The sequence below is a fragment of the Trabulsiella odontotermitis genome (assembly GCF_001297775.1).
GTDB classification, from domain to species: Bacteria; Pseudomonadota; Gammaproteobacteria; order Enterobacterales; family Enterobacteriaceae; genus Trabulsiella; species Trabulsiella odontotermitis.
The window spans coordinates 1-18,058 of the sequence record NZ_LIFX01000008.1 but is presented as its reverse complement, the minus strand read 5'-3'; the positions used below and the strand labels follow the sequence as shown (position 1 = coordinate 18,058).

Genomic DNA, 18,058 nt, shown 5'->3' with positions numbered 1-18,058 from the left:
TTCCTATACTGACAAGAAAATGTCAGGGAGCCCGCTATGCCTTTACCCGATTTTCACGTTTCCGATCCTTTCACGCTGGGGATTGAACTGGAACTGCAGGTGGTGACGCCGCCGGGATACGATCTCAGTCAGGACTCATCCACACTCATCGATGCCGCGAAAGCGGACGTTAAAGCCGGTGAAGTGAAACACGACATCACCGAGAGCATGCTGGAGATCGCCACCGGTGTCTGTCAGGACATTCATCAGGCCAGCGCGCAATTTTCGGCTATCCAGCAAATTCTGTTACGGGCCGCGGAGACTCATCACCTGCAAATTTGCGGCGGCGGCGCGCACCCTTTTCAGTCGTGGCAGCGTCAGGAAGTGTGCAAAAACCCGCGCTACCTGCGCACGCTGGAGCATTTTGGTTATCTGGTACGTCAGGCCACGGTGTTTGGTCAGCATGTGCACATCGGCTGCCAGAGCGGCGATGACGCCATTTACCTGCTGCACGGGCTGTCACGTTTTGTGCCGCATTTCGTCGCTATCAACGCGTCTTCACCCTGGCAGCAGGGCAGCGACACGCAATTCGCCTCCTCGCGGCTGAATGTCTTTTCCGCCTTTCCGGACATGGGCGCCATGCCGTGGGTCAGCAACTGGCAGCAGTTCGAAGGGCTGTTTCGCCGCCTGAGCTACACCAGCATGATCGACGGCATTAAGGATCTGCACTGGGATATTCGCCCCAGCCCCGATTTCGGCACGGTGGAAGTGCGGGTGATGGATACACCGCTGACGCTGTCGCAGGCGGTGAACATGGCGGGACTCATCCAGACCGTCGCATACTGGCTGCTGGCGGAGCGCCCGTTTAAGCATCAGGAGCAGGATTACCTGTTGTACAAATTCAACCGCTTCCAGGCCTGTCGCTACGGTCTGCAGGGGCTGATCACTGACGTACATACCGGCGAGCAGCAGACCATCGGCGACGATATTGCCCGTCTGCTGGACAAGATTGCTCCTTACGCCGACAAACTCGGCGCCAGCAGCGCGCTGGAAGAGATTGCCCTGCAGGTGAAACAGGGAGAAGGCGAAGCGCAGGCGATGCGTCAGTTCATTGCCGACGGCGGGTCGCTGATCCAGCTGGTGCAGAAACACTGCGAAATCTGGGCGACAAGCGCGTAAGCGCACTTTTTTTTGGCGAATCGTGAAAATTGCCGGACAATGGCTTTTTTAACTGATGATTAACACGTCATGAAACATCCGCTGGAATCGCTGATGGCGGCGGCCGGTATTTTACTGCTGGCCCTGCTCTCTTGCTTATTGTTGCCTGCCCCGTCGCTGGGGCTGACGCTGGCGCGCTCGCTGATGGAAACCTTCCATTTCACCGATCTCAATCAGCTCTATACGGTATTGTTCTGCCTGTGGTTTTTACTGCTGGGCGCCATTGAATATGCCGTGATCCGCGTCGTCTGGCGCCGCTGGTTTTCGCTGACCGAACGCTAAAAAAAACCCCGGCGAACCGGGGCTTGTGCAGATGAATGGTGTCAAAGCACCTGGGTATGATGTTGTTTACGCCAGGCGCCCGGCGGCTGTTTGAACGTACGGGTAAAGATGCGGGTAAATGTCTGTTGTGAATCAAAACCATACTTCAGACAGATGTCATATACCCGTTGATCGGTATCCCGCAGGTCGCGTGCCGCCAGTAACAGTTTGCGATCGCGAATATAGCGTCCCAGACTCTTCCCTGTGTGCTGCAAAAACAGTCGCTGAAGATGCCATTTGGAGTATCCCGCATGGCGTGCGATGTCATCAATGCGCAACGGTTGATGCAGATTGTCATCGATCCACTCGACAATCGTCTCGATAACCTGAGCGGAAATCGTCATACCTCCCTCCCCTCTTTTTATCGCTCTGGTGTTATTCCCACCAGGCTCTGAAATGTTGGCTGCGATCGTCAACGCGCACCGGCTCACCGAGCACGGGCGTCAACAGGCGATAGCCCTTGTCGCGGCTGGCAAGCGCCAGCTGTTTGTACGGGTCGTCCCAGGTATGTTTTGCCAGCACAAACCGCCCGGCATGGCCTGGCAGTACAGCCTGTGCGTTAAGATCAACCGCGGCCTGCGCGGTCTCTTCCGGCATCATGTGAATGTATTTCCAGTCCTGGTCATACTGACCGTTCTCCATGATGGCCAAATCAACGGTGCCAAACTGCTCGCCAATGGCTTTGAAATGCGGGCCATAGCCGCTGTCACCGCTGTAATAAATGTTGTGCTGCGGGGTCACAAACATGAAGCTGCCCCACAGGGTCTGGTTGCGCTTCAGTCCGCGCCCGGAGAAGTGTCGCGCTGGCAGGACGTGCACGGTCAGTTCATCCGTAACACTGAACTGCTGTTGCCAGTCCGCCTCGGTAATTTTCTGGCTGTCCATTCCCCAGTACAGCAGGTGCGACCCCACGCCCAGCGGGGTGATCACGCGGCGGACTTTTGGCATCAGCGCGGTTATCGTCGCATGATCGAGATGATCGTAATGGTCGTGGGAGATAATCAGCAGATCTATCTCCGGCATGTCCTGCGCCTTCCACGGATAGTCGCCAGCAAACGCTTTGTTGAGGAAACTGAACGGTGCCGCGTAATTACTGAAAACCGGATCAATCAGGATGCGCTGCCCCGCCAGTTGCAGATACCAGGACGAGTGCCCCAGCCAGATCATCACCTCCTGCTCACGTGGCAGGCTGGCGAGATCGGTATTCACCAGCGGTAGCGGCTGTGACGGGCGCGCATTTTCGCGCTTTGTGGTCAGGAATCCCCACCACGCCGCCAGCATGTTTTTTTCGCCGGTATAACCGGGTGTCGGAAGCTGGTTATGAAACTGCCCGTCCCGATAGTTGGGCGAGCTTTCCACCGTCGTCAGTTGCGCGCCCTGCGGCGCCTGCCCAAAGCCGGCATTCAGTACAAACGGCAGACTGGCTGCTGAAGCAATTATCATGAGTACAACCACGCTGAAAATGAGTCGTTTCATATCCCGACCAGGAAGATCCGTTCTGATCCGTCAGAAGGCGAGTGTATTAGGCTTGATTATGAGTGAGTAAGCACTCATTATAGGAATGAATAGAAAGTCGTCAAGACGATTTTCAAATTTTGACATTCCCCGTTGAAGTGCGGCATCACGCATGTTTCAATCGTGTTTTTCGCCGTCAGAGAGGTAAAGTGTAGTGGCTCGTCCAAAGAGTGAGGATAAAAAACAAGCGTTACTGGAAGCCGCCACGGCTGCCTTCGCGCAGTCAGGATACGCGGCATCAACCGCAGCCATCGCCCGCAGCGCCGGGGTTGCTGAAGGAACGCTGTTTCGCTACTTCGCCACCAAAGACGATCTGCTTAATGTGCTTTATCTGCATATCAAAACGTCGCTGATCCAGTCGATGATCTCTGAGCTTGATCCCAACGCCACCACTCCGAAAGCGCACATGCGCAATATCTGGAACAGCTACATTGACTGGGGGGTGCGTAATCCTGTCTGCCACAAGGCGATCCGCCGCATGGCGCTGAGTGAAAAAATCACTGAAGAGACCCGCGCCCAGGTGAGCGAAATGTTCCCTGAACTGCACCAGTTGTGCGAACGATCGCTGCGTAAAGTCTTTCTTTCCGACAAGTATCAGGATTTTGGCGATGCCCTCTTCCTGGCGCTTGCGGAAACCACTATCGAATTTGCGGGTCATGAACCGCAACGCGCGCAGGAGCTGATCGCCCTTGGTTTTGAAACCATGTGGCTGGCGCTGGCAGAGGAAACCGCCTGATGAATGAAACGCTATTGCATGCCAGCGCGCACCGTATCGCGCTGGAACTCCCTTTTACTGAGCAATGCTGGCCGTTCGGGCCGGATTGCGACGTGTTTAAGGTCGGCGACCGGATGTTTATGCTGACCATGACAGTGCGTGGCCGCGCGCTGGTCAATCTGAAGGCCGATCCGCAGAAATCATTGCTGCATCAGGAAATTTACCGCAGCATTGAGCCGGGCTATCACATGAATAAAAAGCACTGGATCACCGTCGTCCCTGGCGATGATATCAGTTATGACCTGCTCGTGGAGTTGATCGCCGATTCCTGGAATCTGGTGGTGGATAAGCTGCCGAAGCGGGATCAAAAACGGCTGCGCCCTGTCTGAGTCGCCACTCGCGGCGATAAGGGCATTTTTAACCCTTATCAACGCCGCGCCTTCACGGTAATCTGCTGCCAGCAAACATCACTGAGGAGTATGTATGGATATCGTGTCTGTCGCCCTGAAGCGCCACTCCACCAAGGCCTTCGATCCCGCCAAAAAACTGACCGCTGAGCAGGCTGAAAAAGTGAAAACCCTGCTGCAGTACAGCCCGTCAAGCACCAACTCACAGCCGTGGCACTTTATCCTTGCCAGCAGTGACGAAGGCAAAGCGCGTGTCGCTAAAGCCGCGACCGGCAATTACGTCTTCAACGAACGCAAAATTCTTGATGCATCGCACGTCGTGGTTTTCTGCGCGAAAACAGCGCTCGATGATGCGTGGCTGGATAAAGTCGTGGATCAGGAAGATCAGGATGGCCGTTTTGCCACCCCGGAAGCGAAAGCAGGCAACCAGAAAGGCCGCCGCTTCTTTGCCGATCTGCACCGTGTTGATCGGAAAGATGACGCGCACTGGATGGCGAAACAGGTTTACCTCAACGTCGGCAACTTCCTGCTCGGCGTTGCCGCGCTGGGCCTCGACGCTGTGCCGGTGGAAGGTTTTGACGCTGCTATTCTGGACGAAGAATTCGGCCTGAAAGCGCAAGGCTTTACCAGCGTGGTGGTCGTGCCGGTCGGTCATCACAGCGCAGAAGACTTCAACGCCACCCTGCCGAAATCCCGCCTGCCGCTCAGCACTACGCTGACGGAAGTTTAAGCCAATAAAGGGAACCTAATATCACGTCAGGTTCCCTCCTTTAATTCCCCGTTACCCTTTCCGCCGCAGCAGTTTAAACGCGATAAACAGGAAGATGACCCACGCGGGCAGCAGGAGTGCGGACAGGCGCATGCCGTCCATGGTGCACATCAGGCCGAGGATCATCAGCAAAAACGCGATGCAGAGGTAGTTGCTGGCGGGCGACAGCAGGGCTTTGAACTTCGGCACTCTGCCCTTGCGGCGCTGCGCGGCGCGGAATTTCAGGTGCGCCATGCAGATCATCACCCAGTTCAGCAGCAGCGTTGCCACCACCAGCGCCATCAGCAGGCCAAAGGCTTTCTGCGGCAGCAGGTAGTTGATGAGCACCACCAGCGAGGTGATGGCCCCGGAGAGCAGTAGCGAGTTCACCGGCACGCCGCGACGGCTGATACGGGTGAGAAACTTCGGGGCGTTGCCCTGAATGGAAAGGCCAAACAGCATACGGCTGTTGGAATAAACACCGCTGTTATAGACCGACAACGACGCCACCAGAATCACAAAATTCAGCGCAGAAGCCACCACGTTGCTGTCAAGATTATGGAAAATCATTACAAACGGGCTGCTGTCGGATTTGATTTCCACCCACGGGTAGAGCGCCAGCAACACCACCAGCGAGCCGATGTAAAACAGCAGAATACGGTACACCACCTGGTTAACCGCTTTCGGGATGGTGGTTTCCGGGTCGCGGGCTTCTGCGGCAGTAATGCCAATCAGCTCAAGGCCGCCGAAGGAGAACATAATGACCGCCAGCGACAAAATCAGTCCGTGCCAGCCGGTGGCGAGGAAACCGCCAGACTGCCAGAGATTGTCAAAACTCGCGTGCTCGCCGCCGTGACCGGAAAAGAGCATCCACAGCCCGAAGCCAATCATGCCGATAATCGCCAGCACTTTAATCAGCGCAAACCAGAATTCGGTTTCGCCATACAGGCGTACGTTAACCAGATTCACAGCGTTGATAATGATGAAGAACGCGGCCGCCCAAATCCAGGTCGGTACGTCGGGAAGCCAGTATTGCATGTAAATACCGGCGGCGGTCAGTTCTGCCATGCCCACCAGCACGAACATCACCCAGTAATTCCAGCCGGAGAGGAACCCGGCAAACGGTCCCCAGTATTTATACGCGAAATGGGCGAAGGAGCCGGACACCGGTTCTTCGACCACCATTTCGCCAAGCTGGCGCATGATCAGAAACGCGATGATCCCGGCGATGGCGTATCCGAGCAGCACAGCCGGGCCAGCCATCTGAATTGCCGGGCCAATGCCCAGAAACAACCCGGTGCCGATGGCGCCACCGAGGGCGATAAGCTGGATATGACGGTTTTGTAATCCACGATGAAGCGTCGGCGCGTGCGACGACCCGGCATCCGTTTGCGACTTGTCGGATGCTAATGACGCGTTGTTCACGTCTTTCCCCTGTATCTCTTTTTCAGAAGGGGCACCTTTTATCACTTAGGAAAAAATGTCGCAAGGTCAGGGATGAAATGAGTGGCGCGGCAATGACTTGCCGCGCCCGGTTGATGCAGGTGATCAGAAGTCGTAAGACATGGACACTTTCAGGGTACGCGGTTCACCCTGGAAAACATACGTGCCGTAGTCTTCAACGCTGGCCCAGTATTTCTCATTGGTGACGTTATCCACGCCAACACGCCAGACCATTTCGTTCTGATCGGCGTTAAGACGCATTTTGTAACGCACACCGAGATCCAGCGTGGTGTAGCTGTCGAGCTTTTTGGTGTTCGCCGCATCGGTGTACTGCGAACCGGTGTGGTTCACTTTCGCCGTAGCCGTCAGCCCATCAATCGGCTTGATGTCATACTCCGCGCCCAGCACCGCATAGAAGCGTGCCACGCCAATGGCGTCATTGCCGTTGTTGGTGCCGCCCGCGGTTTTGGTCAACTCAGGATCGAGCCAGGTGGTGCTGCCGTTCAGACGCAGCCCCAGCATCGGCTCGCCGAAGAGGTTCAGCTCAACGCCACGGTTACGCTGCTCGCCATCCAGCGCGTAGACATTGTCGCTGTTCAGAATGGCCGACGGTTTTTTGATTTCAAACAGCGCCAGAGAACCACCAATGCTGCCGTAATCCAGTTTCACGCCCACTTCTTTCTGCTTCGAATGGGCGATACCCATGCTCTGCCCGTAGTTTGCGGCCCCTTGCGGCGCGTTATCGCCCGGCTGCAGCGCTTCGGTGTAGTTGGCGTAGAGCGACACGGTATCCCACGGCTTGTACACCACACCGTACGTCGGCATCCAGCGGCTCTGGGTGTAACGGCTGGTGGTATCTTCCAGCCCGGTGGCGTTGCTGTAGTTACGTACCACCACTTTCTGATGACGCGCTGCCGCAGTGAACAGCAGGGAATCATCGAAGAAGCCCAGCGTATCGCTCAGCAGCCAGCCTTGCGTACGGTTACGCGCGGTGGTCAACGGATCATAATAGTTGCCGCCAAAGTACGCGTTGTCCGGTATGGCGACGTCGTTATTGTCATAAATATTGGTGGTCGGGTTGTTGGCCGACATGCGCCACGCGGTTTTATCGCTTTTGATCTGCGCCGAGTAACCGACGTTCACTTTATGCGAAACCGGGCCGGTGTCGAAATTGCCGCGCAGACCGGTCATGCCGCTGTAAGCGTCGATGATACGGTTGGTGTCGAGACGCCCGACGGTCGCATCGCCATTGGCATTGATCAGTTTCGGCGCGCTGTAGACGCCGGTTTCGTGCCCGTGCTGGGCGCCGAACGCGGCATAGGTGGTCCAGTTGTCTGTCAGATCAAATTCCGCTTTTGCCATGCCGAATTCGTTTTCGATATCACTGTAGCCCCACTTCTGGCTGTAGTTTTTCCGCGTGTCCGGAACATCGGGAACAAAGTCGACGCCGCTGATGTTGACGCCCATCGTGCCGCCGTGGAACGTCTTTTTCTGATAGCCAACGTCCAGCGAGGTGCGCAGACGATCACCGCGATAGTCCAGCCCCAGCGATGCCAGCGTGGTGCGGCGTTTATCCGCATCCACCGCCGTTTCGCCTTCGCGATGCAGCAGGTTCATTCGCACGCCAAACTGGTTGTTGTCGCCAAAACGACGTCCGAGATCCAGCGAGCCACCCACTTGTGAGTCTGAGGTGTAATCCACGCCGACCCGTGTCGTTGGCGTATCTTCCGCGTGTTTCGGTTCAAGGTTGATCATCCCGCCCACGCCGCTGCTCGCCGCGCCGTTCAACAACGCGTTCGCGCCTTTGAAAATTTCGACGCGCTCCAGCATCTGGGTGTCCACCACCTGACGCGGCACCACGCCCGGCAGACCGCCCATGGTCATGTCGTCGCCATCAAGTTTAAAGCCGCGGATGCGATACGTTTCGGCAAAGTTGCCATAACCCTGTACCGCCTGCACGCTGGCGTCGTTGCTGACCACATCGGCAATGGTTTTAGCCTGCTGATCCTGCACCAGCTTCGAGGTATAGCCGATCACATTGAACGGCACGTCCATCGCTTTCTGTTCGCCGAGGATCCCCAGTCGCCCGCCGTGGGCGATTTGCCCGTCAAGGAAGGCCGGCACCAGCGCGTCGCCGCCAGGTTTAAAATCGCTCCCTTCGGTACCCTCGACAACCATGGTTTCTTCCGCGGCTTTTTTCTTTGTGGCGTCAGAAGTTGTCGTGGTCGTTGCCGCGCTGGCGGTATGGCTCAGCGCGCCAATCGCTAACGCCAGCAGCGTTTTACGTAACGGTAAAGTCAGTGAATTGGTGTTGTGCATAATGTGCTCTTTATAGAGGCTAAGTGAAACATGGCCCGACTCAACGCCGGGCCGGAAAATTAATGGGCTAAATCAAGACGAACAACGCTGTCCGGACCTTTTGTGGAGTGGTCCTTATTGAACGGTTGTTTCACGGTGACAAACAGGGTTTGCCCGTCCGCGGACAGCGTCAGGCTGTTCGGATTCGGCGGCAGGTCCCAGCTTTTTTTCACGGTATAGCGCGTGGCATCCAGGCTCAGCACTTTTCCGGAATCACGCTGAGAGATATAAATTTCATGGCGTCTGGCGTTGAACAGCACGGAGAGCGAGTCGCCCACATCGAGCTGCTTAATCACCTTGCCGGTGTGAATATCGAGCACCAGGGTGGTTTTGGCTTTCGAGTTATCGGTCACGAACAGGCGACCGGTGTCGGCGTCTTCCGCCAGATTGAGCAGCAGCGCCGGTTTATCGCCCAGCGGCTTCCAGCGCTGTTCAACGCGGTTATTACGCGGGTTGATCACCAGAATTTCGCCGCCGCCATTCGCCGCGTACAACCGCCCGGTTTGATCCGAATAGTGCAGACCGGTCATCCACTTGCCAGTATTTTTGATGCGGGTTTTCAGCTTGAGGGTTTTCGCGTCAACCACCCAGATGACCGCCGGATCAGCCACCGCGCCGACATACAACGTGTCGCCGTGCAGCAGGATCTGACGCGCGCCATACGGCAGGCCTTTTTCGTTGCGTTCGCTGAACAACAGGCGGGCTTTCACTTTGCCATCTGCGGTATTGATGGCGCTGATACCGCCATCCAGCGAGTTAGTGACGTAGACCGTTTTACCGTCCGGCGTTATCTGCATGGCGAAATTTTTCAGATCGGTATGTGTGGCGCCAAGAGTTTTGAGGGTTGCCGGGTCCAGTTTGTAGACCATCCCGCCCTGCACATCTTTAAAGCCTTCGGCGCTGGCGACATACAGTGCATCGCCGGTCGGGCTCAGCGCCATCTCATACAGCCCTTCTGCCAGGGAACGCTTAACGATGTCAGTCGCGGGAGCGGAAACGGCCGCAGGCGGCGTGGCCGCGTGTGTGGAGGGAGAAGACTGCGTGGCGCAGCCGCTCAGCGCAACGGCAAATGCCAGCGCTAACGTGGAAAGTTGCGTTTTCATCAGGGATCCTTCGCCAAAAATAAGCAGTGGAGCGACGTATCCGGCTTTATGGGTTCCGGTTATGGGTCATCACGCCGCCGTGCGCCTCAGTGTTTCCCTGTGAATCACATTTCACTTCATTGCAGGAATCTCCGTGCCTCGCCTGCGAATAACAAAGAGAATGAGAACTATACGCATTATCTTTAAGTGTTCAAGTGCAATCATCACAGAAAGCGTTACTCCAGTGATATATTTTTTCATAATCAAAACTATGGAGTATTTATCTGTCAGGAATCACGGCCAGCCACATTTTGCTGAAGGAATTTCGACTACGCTTATGGCTGTTTCTGCCTGAAACATTCATCACACACACAGGAGGTTGTATGGGATTGTTCAGTTTTGTTAAAGACGCCGGGGAAAAGATCTGGGACGCAGTATCGGGAAGCGATAAAACCACCCAAGCTGAAAAGTTAAAAGCGCACATCAACAAGCTGGGATTGCCTGATTCGGACAAGGTTGACGTGGTGGTCAACGATAACGGGACGGCAACGGTCAGCGGCGACATTCTCTCTCAGGAAGCCAAAGAGAAGATTCTGGTCGCCATTGGCAACGTCGCAGGCATTAGCGGTATTGATGATAAAACCGCAGTTGCCCAGGCGGGTGCAGCAAGCAATTACTACACCGTAAAATCCGGCGATACCCTCAGCGCGATTGCCAAAAAGGAATACGGTAACGCCAATGACTACCAGCGTATTTTTGAAGCCAACAAACCGATGCTAAAACACCCGGACAAGATCTATCCCGGGCAGGTGCTGATTATTCCCAGGAAGTAATCCGCCAGTCGCTTCGCTTCATTAAGAAATAACCCGGCCTGCGCGCCGGGTTATTTCTTGTCATGACAAATTTTCTCACCCTTTAACGAATCTTCACATCACTCTGTTAGCCCTGTTTTTATTCCATGTCTAAATTTATCTACTAAAAACAATAAATTAAATAAATTTAATCGCTTTTGGCGATGATATTGTTTGTGAGAATCATCATGTGAATGTGAAGTTTTCTGCTGAATAATATGTTCAATTCTCAGACAACGTGAGCGGAGCAGGATCCATGGCTGTCATGACCGGCGTTATTGCCGATGATTTTACCGGAGCAACCGACATTGCGAGTTTTATGGCGGAACAGGGATGGCGCGTGGCGTTGCTGCCAGGCATGCCGGACATGACGCAGCGCTGGAATGATGAGGCTGACGCTATCGTCATTTCGCTGAAAAGCCGTTCACTGCCTGCTGACGAGGCTGTGCGCCAGTCGCTGCAATGTTATCAGTGGCTGAAACAGCAGGCCGACGCAAAACAAATCTACTTCAAATACTGTTCCACCTTCGACTCCACCCCCGCAGGCAATATTGGCCCGGTGAGCGATGCCCTGCTGGAGGCCACCGGCGCGCCGTTTATCGTTCACTGCCCGGCACTGCCGCAAAATGGCCGCACGGTGATCCACGGGCATCTGTTTGTGAACGGCGTACTGCTGAATGAATCCGGGATGGAAAAGCACCCGCTGAACCCGATGACCGACGCCAGTCTTGAACGTCTGCTGGCGCCGCAAACCCCGTACGCCACTGGCGTCATCAACCTCGCCACCGTGCAGGCGGGCGTGCAGGCGGTGACCGACGCGCTGCACCAGCACCAGCAGGCGGGCAACAAACATATTATTGTCGATACGCTGACCGAAGCCGATCTGCTCACCCTCGCAGAAGCGTTGCAGTCATACCCGCTGCTGGCAGGTGGCTCCGGGCTTGGCGGCGCGCTGGCCGCCATCGCCCGGCCGCAACGCCCGCTGGCGCAGACCAGCGGTTTTGCCCCGACGATTCATGCGGTGATCCTCTCCGGCAGTTGTTCGTCGATGACCAACCGGCAGGTGAACGCGTACAAAACCCAGGCCGCCAGTCTGCCGCTGGATGTCGCCCGCTGCATGGCGGATGACGCGGCGTATATCAATGAAATAGCCCTGTGGGCGCTGGCGCACCGGGATGACGCTTACGCGCCGCTGATTTACGCCACCCAGCCGCCGGAGATCCTGCGCACTATTCAGCAACAATACGGCGAACAGGCGGCAAGCCAGGCGGTTGAACGAACCTTTGCCCGGCTGACCGTCACCCTGCGCGACGCAGGCATCAACACATTTATTGTCGCCGGTGGCGAAACCTCCGGCACGGTAGTGGAAGCCTTGCAGGTGAAACGCCTGACCGCCGGGAAAGCGATCGCCCCTGGCGTTCCCTGGGTTTTTGCCCCGGAACAACAGCTGTCGCTGGCGCTGAAATCCGGCAATTTCGGCCAGCAAGATTTCTTTTTCAAAGCGCAGGAGTACGCATCATGAGCCATCTGACCGAACAACAGCTTCGCGAGCAAATGGTTCACTATGGCCGCTCCCTGTTCAGCCGTGGCTACAGCAGCGGCGGCGGCGGCAACCTCAGCGTGAAATTGCCGGACGGCGGCTATCTGGTCACGCCGACCAACTCCTGTCTCGGCGAACTGCAACCGGACACGCTCAGTCGGCTGGATGAAAACGGCGTGCACATCGGCGGCGATCGCCCGTCAAAAGAAGTACCGATGCACCTGGCCTGGTACCGGCATCGTCCTGAGTGCGGCGCCGTAGTGCATCTGCATTCACCGTGGCTGACCGCCCTCGCCTGTCTGCCGTGTACCACGCCGGAAAACTGTCTGCCGCCGCTGACGCCCTATTACGTGATGCGCATCGGCCAGTTGCCGTTGCTGCCCTATTTCCGCCCAGGTCACGAAGGCATTGCCACGGCGCTGAGTGAAATCGCCGCCAGCCATATCGCCGCGCTGCTGGCAAACCACGGCCCGGTGGTCAGTGGTCGCACGCTGCGTGAAGCGGTGTTTAACACCGAAGAGCTGGAAGACAGCGCGCGCATCTGGCTGACGCTGAAACCACTCGGCTATGTTCCGCTGACGCCCGCCGCGGTGGCAGAGCTGGAACAGGCCCGGATAAAGTGAGGAGTGAGCGATGATCCCCGAACAACGTCGCGATTTCATCTATCGCTATGTACATGAAAAAAATGTCGCCTCGTTTAATGAACTGGCGGAGCTGATGAGCGTCTCGCACATGACGGTGCGGCGGGACATTCAGTTGCTGGAAGAAGAAGGCAAAGTGGTGGCCATCAACGGCGGGGTAAAACTCAACAACCTGTTGAAATCCGAGTTGCCGTGGCGGGAAAAAGCCGAGCTGCACCATGACGTCAAACGCAGGATGGGCGCACTGGCGGCGATGCTGATTGAGCCGGGCCAGACGCTCTACCTGGATGCGGGCACTTCGCTGTTCGAGGTGGCGAAAGCGGTGGCCGCCAGCCACTGTTTTAACCTGACGGTGGTGACGAACGACTTTTCTATCAGCCACTACCTGATGGACATGCCGCACATCACGCTGTACCACACCGGGGGGCTGGTCGATCAACGCAACCGCTCCTGCATCGGCAAAAGCGCGGCCAGTTTTCTGCACACCATTAACATCGATGTGGCGTTTCTGAGTTCGTCGTCCTGGGATCTGGCGCGCGGGATGTCAACGCCCAGCGAAGGCAAAGCGTCCGTGAAAGAGGCGGTGCTGACCGTCTCCCGCCGCCGCGTGCTGGTGTGCGACAGCAGCAAGTACGGCAAATACGGCATGTTCCATATCTGCGCCCTGAATCAACTGACGGACATTGTTTCCGACCAGCACCTGCCTGCCGACGCGCAGCAGGAGATCCAGCAACAGGGGATCAAACTCCATCTCGTGGAGAGTGACGAGGGGGCGCAGTATGCTGAAGCTGGCCGCTAACCTCGACTGGATCTTCAACGATCTGCCGGTTTCCGCGCGCTTTCACGCCGCCCGGCAGGCCGGTTTTCACGGCGTCGAGGGGTTGTTTCTCTGGCAGCATCCGCTGGCGGAACTCCGCCAGGCGCAGCAGGAGACGGAACTGCCGGTGGTGCTGCTCAACGCCCCGGCAGGCAACTGGTCAGCGGGAGAACGCGGACTTGCCTCCCTGCCCTTGCGTGATGACGAATACCGCGCCAGCCTGAGCCTCGCCCGTGAGTACGCCAGCGCGCTGGGGTGTCGGCAGGTACATGTGATGGCGGGAAACCGTTCTGCGGCGCTGTCTGCCGGGCAGCAACTGGCGTTGCTGGTAAGCCGCTTGCAGTATGCCTGTGATGTTATGGCGACAGCGGGGATTACCGTACTGATTGAGCCGTTAAATCCGCAGGATATGCCGAATTATTTTATAGATAATTTTCCGCTGGCCGAAAAAATAATCACCCAGGTCGCCAGAGAAAATATCGGTTTACAGTTTGATATTTACCATTGCCAGAAAACCCATGGCGATGTGGCACGAAATATTGCGCATTACTGGCCGTTAATTCGCCATTTTCAGATTGCCTCCGTACCGGGTCGAAATGAACCGGGCACCGGGGAACTCAATGATGCGTGGTTGTTAAATTATATACAGGAACTGAATTATCAGGGGTGGATTGGCTGTGAATATACGCCGTTAAATTCCCCTGCGAACTGGATCACAACAATATTATAAATATTATTACTTCTGTACCGGAGGATATTATGTCGGATAACGTCATTATTTCGCTGGCGCCTGTCGCCGCGGATTGCCCCACCGTTATACCCGAGGAAGTGGCGAATGAAATTTTAGCCAGTGTCGAACATGGCGCCGCCATTGTACATTTGCATGTCCGTGATAAACAGGGTCGACTGACGCCAGACACCCAACATTTTCAGGCCACTATCGCGCCAGTGATCGCCCACTCAGACCTGATTATTCAGGCCTCGACTGGCGGTGTGTCGTCAATGTCTATCGAAGAGCGCTGCGCGCCGCTGGCCTGCCCCGGCGTGGAAATGGCGTCGCTTAACGTCGGTTCGGTTAACCTCGGCGATAACGTCTATTTTAATCCCACGCCGGACGTGGAATATTGCTCTCGTGAAATTGTTAAACGCAATATTATTCCCGAATTCGAAGTCTTTGAAATTGGGATGATCAATAACATCCTCACCTTACAGCAAAATATCCCGTTTAAAACGCCGATGCTTTTTAATATCGTACTGGGTCACCGGGGAAGTTCACCGGCGACGGTTGATGCGTTAATTGCTTTGCGCAGCATGATCCCGCGCGATGCATTATGGGGAATTACCCATTATGGCCGACAGAATTTTGACATTATTGCCGCGGCAGTAGGTATGGGTGCCTGCGAAGTCAGAATTGGTTTTGAAGACAGCTATTATTTAAGCGCCAGTGAGAAGGCGTCGAATAATTATCAACAGGTTAAGAAACTCGCCACGCTTATTCGCAGCATGGATAAAACCGTCGCAACACCTGAGGTGGCGCGTCAGATGTTATCGATTCCGCCACGGCAACACGCGTGACGCTGAAAGGAATTTTCGCCATGACTATTCAATCTGTAATACAAAAAAGTGGTTTAGGCGTCAGCATCGCGGGTATTGCACTGGCGGTGATCGGCGCCCTCATGCAGTCCCCCGCGCTCTGGCAGCCGGGTCTTGTGATGTTTACCGCCGGATTTGCCGCAGGTGCAGGCTACTGGCCAGCGCTGCGCAGTTACCAGTTTACGCTGTGGATCATCGCCGGTTTCGTCGCCGCGATGACCTGGTCGACTGATCTGATCGTCTGGGGCGGTTTTAACATCACCCACAAATGGATCGTCTTCCTGGTCATTCAGGCCACCATGTTCAGCATGGGCACCAAACTGACGATTCAGGATTTTATCGACGTCGCCAAAATGCCGTGGGCGGTGTTTATCGGCACCTTCTGCCATTTCGTCATCATGCCGCTGCTGGGGCTGACCATCACGCTGATTTTCCACTTCCCGCCGGAAGTCGCCGTGGGGATCCTGCTGATTGGCGCCTGCCCGAGCGGACTCTCGTCAACGGTGATGGTTTACATCGCGAACGCCAACCTGGCGCTGGCGGTGTCGATCGCCGCGGTCTCCACACTCGCCGCCACGGTGATGACGCCGCTGTGGGTCAACCTGCTGGCCGGTTCGATGATCGACATCCAGCTTACCGCGATGGTAATGGACGTGGTGAAAATCGTGCTGATCCCAATTGGCGCCGCCATTCTGCATGATTACCTGAAAACCTACGCCAGCCTGAATGGCCGCCGCGTGGTGCAGGGGCTGGCAGGCATCAGCGCGCTCTGGCTGTTGTACATGATTGCGGGCGGCTGGGATTCGCTGTTCGGCACCGCCAGCGCCGAAGCGCAGATGTACGCTGTCGTACTGAACTTCGTCGCCGGTGGCATCATCTGGGCGCTGTTCTACAACTGGCTGTATGGCCGCTTCAGCAGCATCAAAAACATCATGCCGACCATCTCAATGATGGGCATCATTTTCTTCACCACCACCGCGGCCGCGGCGGGGCGTGACAACCTGGTGCAGGTCGGTTTCCTGCTCTGCTTCGCCATGCTGATGCATAACCTGGGTGGCTTCTGCATCGGCTATCTGATGAGCCGCTTTATCTTCCGCATGGACGTGCAGTCCGCCCGTACCGTGGCCTTTGAAGTGGGCCTGCAGAACGGCGGAATGGCCTCCGGCCTCGCCGCAGCGATGGGCAAACTGGCAACGGTTGGCCTGGCCTCGGCAGTCATGACGCCGCTCGGCAACGTCAGCGGATCACTGCTCGCCAACTACTGGCGTAAAAAAGATGCCCGTGCCGCGAAAGCCGCCGCTGAAGCGCCGCTGACCGCCTCCGATTCTCTGCCGAAAGGAAAATTATCATGACCACATTGACGTTACAGCAGGCGCGCCGGGCGCAGGAATATGCCCTGACACTCGCCGACACTCAATATAACCAGCGACCGCTCAGCGTGGCGGTCTGCGATGCCAGCGGTGAACTGCTCTGTTTCGCCCGCATGGATAACGCAAAACTGCTGACGGTTGAGCTGACCCAGCGTAAGGCGCGCACCAGCAGCCGTCTGGGTTGCACTACCCTGGCGTTTCTCCAGCGTCTGCAAAAAGAGCAACTGGATATCAGTTACTTTGCCGACCCACGCTTTACCGCGCTGCCTGGCGGCGTACCGGTGATGCGCGACGGCAAATGCTTAGGCGCCGTCGCCGTCGGCGGACTGTCGGCACAGGAAGATCACGACGCGGCGGCGGCTGTCGCCGCCCTGCTCACTGAGGACATTGCACAATGAAAAAGATTGCCATGCTGCACACCAGCGCCGCCACACTCGCCATGATGCAACAGTTGATTGCCGACATCATGCCGCAGGCGGACGTGATGCACCTTGTCGAAGAGTCGATGATTAAACAGGTGATGAAAGCCAGTGGCGTGACCCCGGCCATCAGCGCGCGCATCGCGGGCTACATCCAGATCGCGGAAAAAGCGGACTGCGAGATTTTCATGACCGCCTGTTCGTCCATCGGCACCGCCGTTGAGCAGTGCCAGTTTATGACGCCGCTGCAACTGACCCGCATTGACTGCGCGATGGTGGAAAACGCCATTGAGCAGGGCCAGCGCATCGCGGTGCTGGCGACGGTAGCAACCACGCTGAAACCGACGCTCAGTTACGTTCAGCGTAAGGTGCAGGAGAGCGGCAAACAGCGCGAAATCGTCCCGATGCTCATGGAAGACGCGTTCCATGCGCTGCTGGCGGGCGATACCGCCACCCATGATCGCATTGTGAGTGAAGGGCTGAAAAATGCCTTTGCCTCTGCGGATGTGATCATGCTGGCGCAGGCGTCAATGGCGCGCGTGCTGCAACAACTCCCGACGCCGCCGGTGCCGGTGCTGACCTCGCCCGAAAGCGGCGTTCGCTGGCTGAAGGCATTAGCAGAAGCATAATTTTCACCGTGATTAAATAGAAAATAAGCCTGCCGTTGCGCAGGCTTATTTATATTTACGCCATGAATGAAATATATAAATAAAATAAGAAAGCAATATTTATTCAGTTTCACTGAAAGCAAGTGTTAATTAATATAATGCCACGTAACACACTGTAATTAAGCCAGTTATTCAGCCACCAAAAATGGACACGTTCCCGCCCCATATCTTTTTCTGACCTTTCCAAAAATAATATTGCCGCGCTGGATTAAACACCCTTTATCGCCAGCTAAATAATCCCATACGGAAAGGAGATTTTAATGGATAAGAGACGCAGTATTCTGTCGTTATGTATYGCCATGGCCCTGAGCGGCAACAGCTGGGCGGCAGATACCAACGACATCAGCAAAAACGAACAGCAGACCATTAACTG

At 56.1% G+C, this 18,058-nt stretch carries 19 protein-coding genes; 14 read left to right on the top strand and 5 right to left on the bottom strand.

The window, feature by feature from the left end; genetic code table 11:
- The first annotated feature begins 36 nt into the window (after positions 1-36).
- Together AOY23_RS11820 and AOY23_RS11815 are read left to right on the top strand one after the other, a co-directional pair.
- Complete coding sequence (locus AOY23_RS11820) at positions 37-1,158, top strand: YbdK family carboxylate-amine ligase (protein ID WP_054179822.1); 1,122 nt, start codon at positions 37-39, stop codon at positions 1,156-1,158.
- A 69-nt stretch (positions 1,159-1,227) separates the two neighbouring features.
- A complete protein-coding gene (locus AOY23_RS11815) occupies positions 1,228-1,479 on the top strand; it encodes a DUF1158 domain-containing protein (RefSeq protein ID WP_054179821.1) in 252 nt (83 codons plus the stop codon).
- Positions 1,480-1,520: 41 nt separating this feature from the next.
- On the opposite strand, the gene AOY23_RS11810 is transcribed toward AOY23_RS11815, so the two are convergent.
- Positions 1,521-1,862 (bottom strand): RamA family antibiotic efflux transcriptional regulator, encoded by a 342-nt coding sequence (locus AOY23_RS11810; protein ID WP_038159321.1) that lies wholly within the window; start codon positions 1,860-1,862, stop codon positions 1,521-1,523.
- A 31-nt stretch (positions 1,863-1,893) separates the two neighbouring features.
- Positions 1,894-2,994 carry an MBL fold metallo-hydrolase gene (locus AOY23_RS11805; protein WP_054179820.1) on the bottom strand — a complete coding sequence of 367 codons (1,101 nt, stop codon included), beginning with the start codon at positions 2,992-2,994 and terminating at the stop codon, positions 1,894-1,896.
- A gap of 193 nt (positions 2,995-3,187) precedes the next feature.
- On the opposite strand from AOY23_RS11805, the gene AOY23_RS11800 reads away from it, so the two are divergent.
- The 3 genes from AOY23_RS11800 (at position 3,188) to nfsB (ending at position 4,885) form a co-directional block, all read left to right on the top strand.
- Positions 3,188-3,769 carry a TetR/AcrR family transcriptional regulator gene (locus AOY23_RS11800; RefSeq protein ID WP_054179819.1) on the top strand — a complete coding sequence of 194 codons (582 nt, stop codon included), beginning with the start codon at positions 3,188-3,190 and terminating at the stop codon, positions 3,767-3,769.
- On the top strand, positions 3,769-4,137 hold the full coding sequence (locus AOY23_RS11795) for an MmcQ/YjbR family DNA-binding protein (RefSeq protein WP_054179818.1): 369 nt from the start codon (positions 3,769-3,771) through the stop codon (positions 4,135-4,137). The genes AOY23_RS11800 and AOY23_RS11795 overlap by 1 nt, the downstream gene beginning before the upstream one ends.
- A gap of 94 nt (positions 4,138-4,231) precedes the next feature.
- Positions 4,232-4,885 (top strand): oxygen-insensitive NAD(P)H nitroreductase, encoded by a 654-nt coding sequence (nfsB, locus tag AOY23_RS11790; protein ID WP_054179817.1) that lies wholly within the window; start codon positions 4,232-4,234, stop codon positions 4,883-4,885.
- A 51-nt stretch (positions 4,886-4,936) separates the two neighbouring features.
- Here the strand turns inward: nfsB and pheP are convergent, their stop codons facing one another.
- The 3 genes from pheP to AOY23_RS11775 form a co-directional block, all read right to left on the bottom strand.
- Entirely contained in the window at positions 4,937-6,328 is a 1,392-nt protein-coding gene (gene pheP / locus AOY23_RS11785; protein WP_054179816.1) for a phenylalanine transporter, read from the bottom strand.
- 123 nt (positions 6,329-6,451) lie between these two features.
- Positions 6,452-8,665 carry a TonB-dependent receptor gene (locus AOY23_RS11780; protein WP_054179815.1) on the bottom strand — a complete coding sequence of 738 codons (2,214 nt, stop codon included), beginning with the start codon at positions 8,663-8,665 and terminating at the stop codon, positions 6,452-6,454.
- A gap of 59 nt (positions 8,666-8,724) precedes the next feature.
- Positions 8,725-9,807 carry a YncE family protein gene (locus tag AOY23_RS11775; protein ID WP_054179814.1) on the bottom strand — a complete coding sequence of 361 codons (1,083 nt, stop codon included), beginning with the start codon at positions 9,805-9,807 and terminating at the stop codon, positions 8,725-8,727.
- Positions 9,808-10,169: 362 nt separating this feature from the next.
- On the opposite strand from AOY23_RS11775, the gene lysM reads away from it, so the two are divergent.
- From lysM to AOY23_RS11730, 9 genes are all read left to right on the top strand, one after another.
- The gene (gene lysM / locus AOY23_RS11770) at positions 10,170-10,619 is read left to right on the top strand and encodes a peptidoglycan-binding protein LysM (RefSeq protein WP_054179813.1); all 450 of its coding nucleotides are present in this window, start codon (positions 10,170-10,172) and stop codon (positions 10,617-10,619) included.
- Between the two features lie 274 nt (positions 10,620-10,893).
- Positions 10,894-12,159 (top strand): 3-oxo-tetronate kinase, encoded by a 1,266-nt coding sequence (gene otnK, locus AOY23_RS11765; protein WP_054179812.1) that lies wholly within the window; start codon positions 10,894-10,896, stop codon positions 12,157-12,159.
- On the top strand, positions 12,156-12,800 hold the full coding sequence (otnC, locus tag AOY23_RS11760) for a 3-oxo-tetronate 4-phosphate decarboxylase (RefSeq protein WP_054179811.1): 645 nt from the start codon (positions 12,156-12,158) through the stop codon (positions 12,798-12,800). The genes otnK and otnC overlap by 4 nt, the downstream gene beginning before the upstream one ends.
- 10 nt (positions 12,801-12,810) lie before the next feature.
- Complete coding sequence (locus AOY23_RS11755; RefSeq protein WP_054179810.1) at positions 12,811-13,617, top strand: DeoR/GlpR family DNA-binding transcription regulator; 807 nt, start codon at positions 12,811-12,813, stop codon at positions 13,615-13,617.
- Positions 13,598-14,365, top strand: coding sequence for a hydroxypyruvate isomerase family protein (locus AOY23_RS11750; RefSeq protein WP_054179809.1), 768 nt, complete (start codon positions 13,598-13,600; stop codon positions 14,363-14,365). The genes AOY23_RS11755 and AOY23_RS11750 overlap by 20 nt, the downstream gene beginning before the upstream one ends.
- A gap of 29 nt (positions 14,366-14,394) precedes the next feature.
- Positions 14,395-15,210 carry a beta-keto acid cleavage family enzyme gene (locus tag AOY23_RS11745; protein ID WP_054179808.1) on the top strand — a complete coding sequence of 272 codons (816 nt, stop codon included), beginning with the start codon at positions 14,395-14,397 and terminating at the stop codon, positions 15,208-15,210.
- Between the two features lie 20 nt (positions 15,211-15,230).
- Positions 15,231-16,580, top strand: a complete 1,350-nt coding sequence (locus tag AOY23_RS11740; RefSeq protein WP_054180010.1) for a bile acid:sodium symporter family protein — start codon at positions 15,231-15,233, stop codon at positions 16,578-16,580.
- Complete coding sequence (locus tag AOY23_RS11735; protein ID WP_054179807.1) at positions 16,577-16,996, top strand: GlcG/HbpS family heme-binding protein; 420 nt, start codon at positions 16,577-16,579, stop codon at positions 16,994-16,996. Before AOY23_RS11740 ends, AOY23_RS11735 begins: the two co-directional genes overlap by 4 nt.
- Positions 16,993-17,646 carry an aspartate/glutamate racemase family protein gene (locus AOY23_RS11730; protein WP_054179806.1) on the top strand — a complete coding sequence of 218 codons (654 nt, stop codon included), beginning with the start codon at positions 16,993-16,995 and terminating at the stop codon, positions 17,644-17,646. The genes AOY23_RS11735 and AOY23_RS11730 overlap by 4 nt, the downstream gene beginning before the upstream one ends.
- The last annotated feature ends 412 nt before the right edge of the window (positions 17,647-18,058 follow it).

What these genes read in the sequence shown, in the direction of transcription:
- AOY23_RS11795 (WP_054179818.1), top strand. Translation starts at nt 3,769, where the DNA reads ATGAATGAAACGCTATTGCATGCCAGCGCGCACCGTATCGCGCTGGAA.
- AOY23_RS11815 (WP_054179821.1), top strand. Translation starts at nt 1,228, where the DNA reads ATGAAACATCCGCTGGAATCGCTGATGGCGGCGGCCGGTATTTTACTG.
- otnC (WP_054179811.1), top strand. Translation starts at nt 12,156, where the DNA reads ATGAGCCATCTGACCGAACAACAGCTTCGCGAGCAAATGGTTCACTAT.
- AOY23_RS11745 (WP_054179808.1), top strand. Translation starts at nt 14,395, where the DNA reads ATGTCGGATAACGTCATTATTTCGCTGGCGCCTGTCGCCGCGGATTGC.
- AOY23_RS11740 (WP_054180010.1), top strand. Translation starts at nt 15,231, where the DNA reads ATGACTATTCAATCTGTAATACAAAAAAGTGGTTTAGGCGTCAGCATC.
- nfsB (WP_054179817.1), top strand. Translation starts at nt 4,232, where the DNA reads ATGGATATCGTGTCTGTCGCCCTGAAGCGCCACTCCACCAAGGCCTTC.
- AOY23_RS11730 (WP_054179806.1), top strand. Translation starts at nt 16,993, where the DNA reads ATGAAAAAGATTGCCATGCTGCACACCAGCGCCGCCACACTCGCCATG.
- AOY23_RS11750 (WP_054179809.1), top strand. Translation starts at nt 13,598, where the DNA reads ATGCTGAAGCTGGCCGCTAACCTCGACTGGATCTTCAACGATCTGCCG.
- AOY23_RS11775 (WP_054179814.1), bottom strand. Translation starts at nt 9,807, where the DNA reads ATGAAAACGCAACTTTCCACGTTAGCGCTGGCATTTGCCGTTGCGCTG.
- AOY23_RS11810 (WP_038159321.1), bottom strand. Translation starts at nt 1,862, where the DNA reads ATGACGATTTCCGCTCAGGTTATCGAGACGATTGTCGAGTGGATCGAT.
- otnK (WP_054179812.1), top strand. Translation starts at nt 10,894, where the DNA reads ATGGCTGTCATGACCGGCGTTATTGCCGATGATTTTACCGGAGCAACC.
- AOY23_RS11820 (WP_054179822.1), top strand. Translation starts at nt 37, where the DNA reads ATGCCTTTACCCGATTTTCACGTTTCCGATCCTTTCACGCTGGGGATT.
- lysM (WP_054179813.1), top strand. Translation starts at nt 10,170, where the DNA reads ATGGGATTGTTCAGTTTTGTTAAAGACGCCGGGGAAAAGATCTGGGAC.
- AOY23_RS11755 (WP_054179810.1), top strand. Translation starts at nt 12,811, where the DNA reads ATGATCCCCGAACAACGTCGCGATTTCATCTATCGCTATGTACATGAA.
- AOY23_RS11780 (WP_054179815.1), bottom strand. Translation starts at nt 8,665, where the DNA reads ATGCACAACACCAATTCACTGACTTTACCGTTACGTAAAACGCTGCTG.
- AOY23_RS11735 (WP_054179807.1), top strand. Translation starts at nt 16,577, where the DNA reads ATGACCACATTGACGTTACAGCAGGCGCGCCGGGCGCAGGAATATGCC.
- AOY23_RS11805 (WP_054179820.1), bottom strand. Translation starts at nt 2,994, where the DNA reads ATGAAACGACTCATTTTCAGCGTGGTTGTACTCATGATAATTGCTTCA.